A 2,967-nucleotide genomic window follows, 5' to 3' on the forward strand; every position below is an offset into this window, starting at 1 on the left:
TGCCTGCAAGCTGCTGTCGGCGGCGGGCTACTTGCCGGTGGTCTACGACAATTTGAGCCGCGGCAACGAGAAAGCCGTCGCCTGGGGGCCGCTGGTCGTCGGCGACATCCGCGACCGCGAAGCGTTGCGGCGGGCGATCGAGACTCACAGACCACAGGCGATCATCCATTTCGCCGCCCTTGCCTATGTCGGCGAGTCGGTCAGCGCGCCGGCGGATTACTATGCGACCAATGTCGGCGGCACCATCGCCGTACTGGACGCCGCCCGGGCAAGCGGCATCGACAAGGTGATCTTTTCCTCGAGCTGCGCGACCTATGGCGTGCCGGAAGCATTGCCGGTGAGCGAGGCCTCGCCGCAGAAGCCGATCAGCCCCTATGGCCGCAGCAAGCTGATGGGCGAAGAAATCATCAGGGACTATGCCGCTGCCTATGGAACGAGATACGCGATCCTTCGCTACTTCAACGCCTGCGGCGCCGATCCCGAAGGCGAGCTTGGCGAGTGGCATACACCCGAAACCCACCTCATTCCGAGGGTGCTGATGGCGGCGTCCGGCATGATCGAGGCGATCGAGGTCTTCGGCGCCGATTACGAGACGGCGGACGGCACATGCGTGCGCGACTACATCCACGTCAGCGACCTCGCGCGCGCGCATCTCATGGCATTGATGCATCTCGAGGCCGGCGGCGACAGCCTGTCCGTCAATCTCGGCGCCGGCCGAGGCATCTCGATAAAGGAGATCCTCGAGGCCGTCGGCCGCGTCACCGGCCGGACGGTCCCGGTCGCCTATAAACCGCGCCGGCCCGGCGACCCGGCCGGGCTGTTCGCCGATCCCAGCCTAGCACAAGAGCAATTGGGCTTTGTGGCGGAACTTTCCGATCTAGACACCATCGTCAGGACGGCAGCGCCCTTCTTCGGGCTCCGACTGGCCCTGAAGCCGAAGGTTTTCAAAGCGTCCGCCGGCGTCTCGCGCGCGAAGCGCGCGCCGCGCGGCATGAACGCCGCGGAAAAACGCCAGCCTGCACGGCTGGCAGTCGTCCCTGTGAGTACTGTGTCGGGGCGTGGGCTCGCTGAGCTGGGTTGACGGCTTGTCTCAGCGAGCCTCTTAGATTTGATACGCCGGGACAATTCCGAGCGGAAACTGCTAGAGCAATTCCAGGACGTGTGCAGCGGTTTTCCGTCCGGAAATTGCGTGAGCAAAGAGATAGAGCGGGTCGGCGTTTCCGTGAAACGGCCAGCCGCTCTAGGCATTTTTCTGGACGTGCGCCAGCAGCGACTAACTCTTGGGATCGACCAACTTGCGGGCCTTTTCGAAATCGACGCTCCTGGTATCGCCCGCCTGAATTTTCTTGAACTCGTCGGCCGAATTGTCCGAAGCGTGCCTGAAGCTGTACCACCGGCCATCCGGATCCCTCCGTTGCTGGACGGTCCCGTTCAGGACGCGATGGCTGAAACAGGTGCGGATGGGCTGTGCCGCATAGGCCGTGGACCGCCAGAGGAGCTCCATGCACATCTTGCCATCATTGCTGAGATGCCATGTACCTTCGGCGAAGGACGTTGAACCAGGCTTGGACGTCCAGGCACGCATGCGCCTGTCCTGGGCGAAATAGGCGGCTCCGTCCTCCCAGTTCCAGGTGCGGTCGGCATAGAACAACTGCAACTCAAATGCCGTCGGCGTGGTGCCTGCTTGTGCCGTTGCCGGAGACCCAGCGCCGGCTGCGTGAGCAACGCCGGACAGCGCCACTCCACCGCAGAAGAGCAGAAGCATCAGGTCCGCGCGCCGCGCAGAACGACGGCACCTCACGCTCCGCGCTGGTCTGGACGGCAATATTTTTCGAACTGCAGGAATGATGAGCGATAACATTTCGACGACGCCTTTCGATCTGGCGTCACTACCCAGATTGGGTATTCGATCCCAATGCGCAGCTACCGCCCCCACGTGATATTAACTGCCGCTCGAGGAATGGTGTCAACCTTCCCGTCGCAGCGAGCCAAGATCGCCCGCGGACGGTGATTGCGGCCGCGCCAAAGCTTGTGGATGGGCAAGCCGCTGGTTTATAGGATCGGCCGCTTATGATGGAGCAGAAACGTTGAACGGGCCGGCGACCACGGAAGGGCTCGGAATCTTGGCGCCTCGCCAGGCCATTGAAAACCGGCAAGGGAGCCGGCGGCCTGGAGCGGTCCCCTTCCGTGCGCCCGATTTCGAAATCGAAGCAATTACCCGGAATGCGGCGGTCGGCGCCATTCGGAGAACTGGTTGAAAAGAGCATTCTCGATAATCGTCACCCTGGCGCTGCTGGCATGGCTTGCCGCAGACTCGCGCTGGAAGATGGTGGGCGACGCCTTCGCCAGCATCACGCCCAGCGCCTTCACTGCGGTGACGCTGGCGCTGTTCGTCACTTATGTGCTGCGCGCGCTGCGGGTCTGCGACGAGTTCCGCGACGAGGTGAACGGCCGCTTCGGCGCCTGCCTGCGCGTCATCCTGATTCACAACGCCATGATCAACGTGGTGCCGTTCCGCGGCGGCGAGACCGCCTTCCCGCTGCTGTTGCGGCAGGTGTTCGGCATCTCGATCGTGCGCGCCGGCGCTTCGCTCCTGTGGTTCAGGCTGCAGGACGCCTTCGTCGTCGGCGTGCTCGCGTGCCTGGTGTGGCCCGGTCTTCACCCGGCCCTCAGGGCCGCGGGCATCGCGGCGCTGATTGCCGCCGCCTGGTATCTGCCGCGCTGGGCGCGCGCGCCGCATGACTGGGCCGGGCGCGGCAGCATCGTGTCGAAGCTCGGCAAGCTGCGCGATATCTTCACCGAGGCCACGGGGCGCTCCCGCTACGGCTGGTGGTGGACGGTCGCCAACTGGACGCTGAAGCTTGCCGTGCAGGGATGGCTGCTCGCCATGCTGCTCGGCACCTCCTTCCAGACTGCCTTTCCCGGCGCCGTCGGCGCCGAGGCCGCCGCCATCCTGCCGGTGCAGGG

The 2,967-nt window shown here is 64.4% G+C and carries 3 protein-coding genes; 2 read left to right on the forward strand and 1 reads right to left on the reverse strand.

All coding sequences use genetic code 11. The features are described 5' to 3' along the window. On the forward strand, positions 1 to 1,081 hold a 1,081-nt coding region (gene galE / locus EOA60_RS26485), incomplete at its 5' end, for a UDP-glucose 4-epimerase GalE (protein ID WP_128312142.1). Between the two features lie 192 nt (positions 1,082 to 1,273). On the opposite strand, the gene EOA60_RS26490 is transcribed toward galE, so the two are convergent. Further along, positions 1,274 to 1,741 carry a DUF995 domain-containing protein gene (locus EOA60_RS26490; protein WP_245479173.1) on the reverse strand — a complete coding sequence of 156 codons (468 nt, stop codon included), beginning with the start codon at positions 1,739 to 1,741 and terminating at the stop codon, positions 1,274 to 1,276. Between the two features lie 513 nt (positions 1,742 to 2,254). Here EOA60_RS26490 and EOA60_RS26495 point away from each other — a divergent pair. Further along, positions 2,255 to 2,967: lysylphosphatidylglycerol synthase domain-containing protein (locus EOA60_RS26495; protein WP_128312144.1), on the forward strand; the 713-nt coding region annotated here is incomplete at its 3' end.

Source organism: Mesorhizobium sp. M1A.F.Ca.IN.020.06.1.1 (assembly GCF_004023265.1).
Classification (GTDB): Bacteria; Pseudomonadota; Alphaproteobacteria; order Rhizobiales; family Rhizobiaceae; genus Mesorhizobium.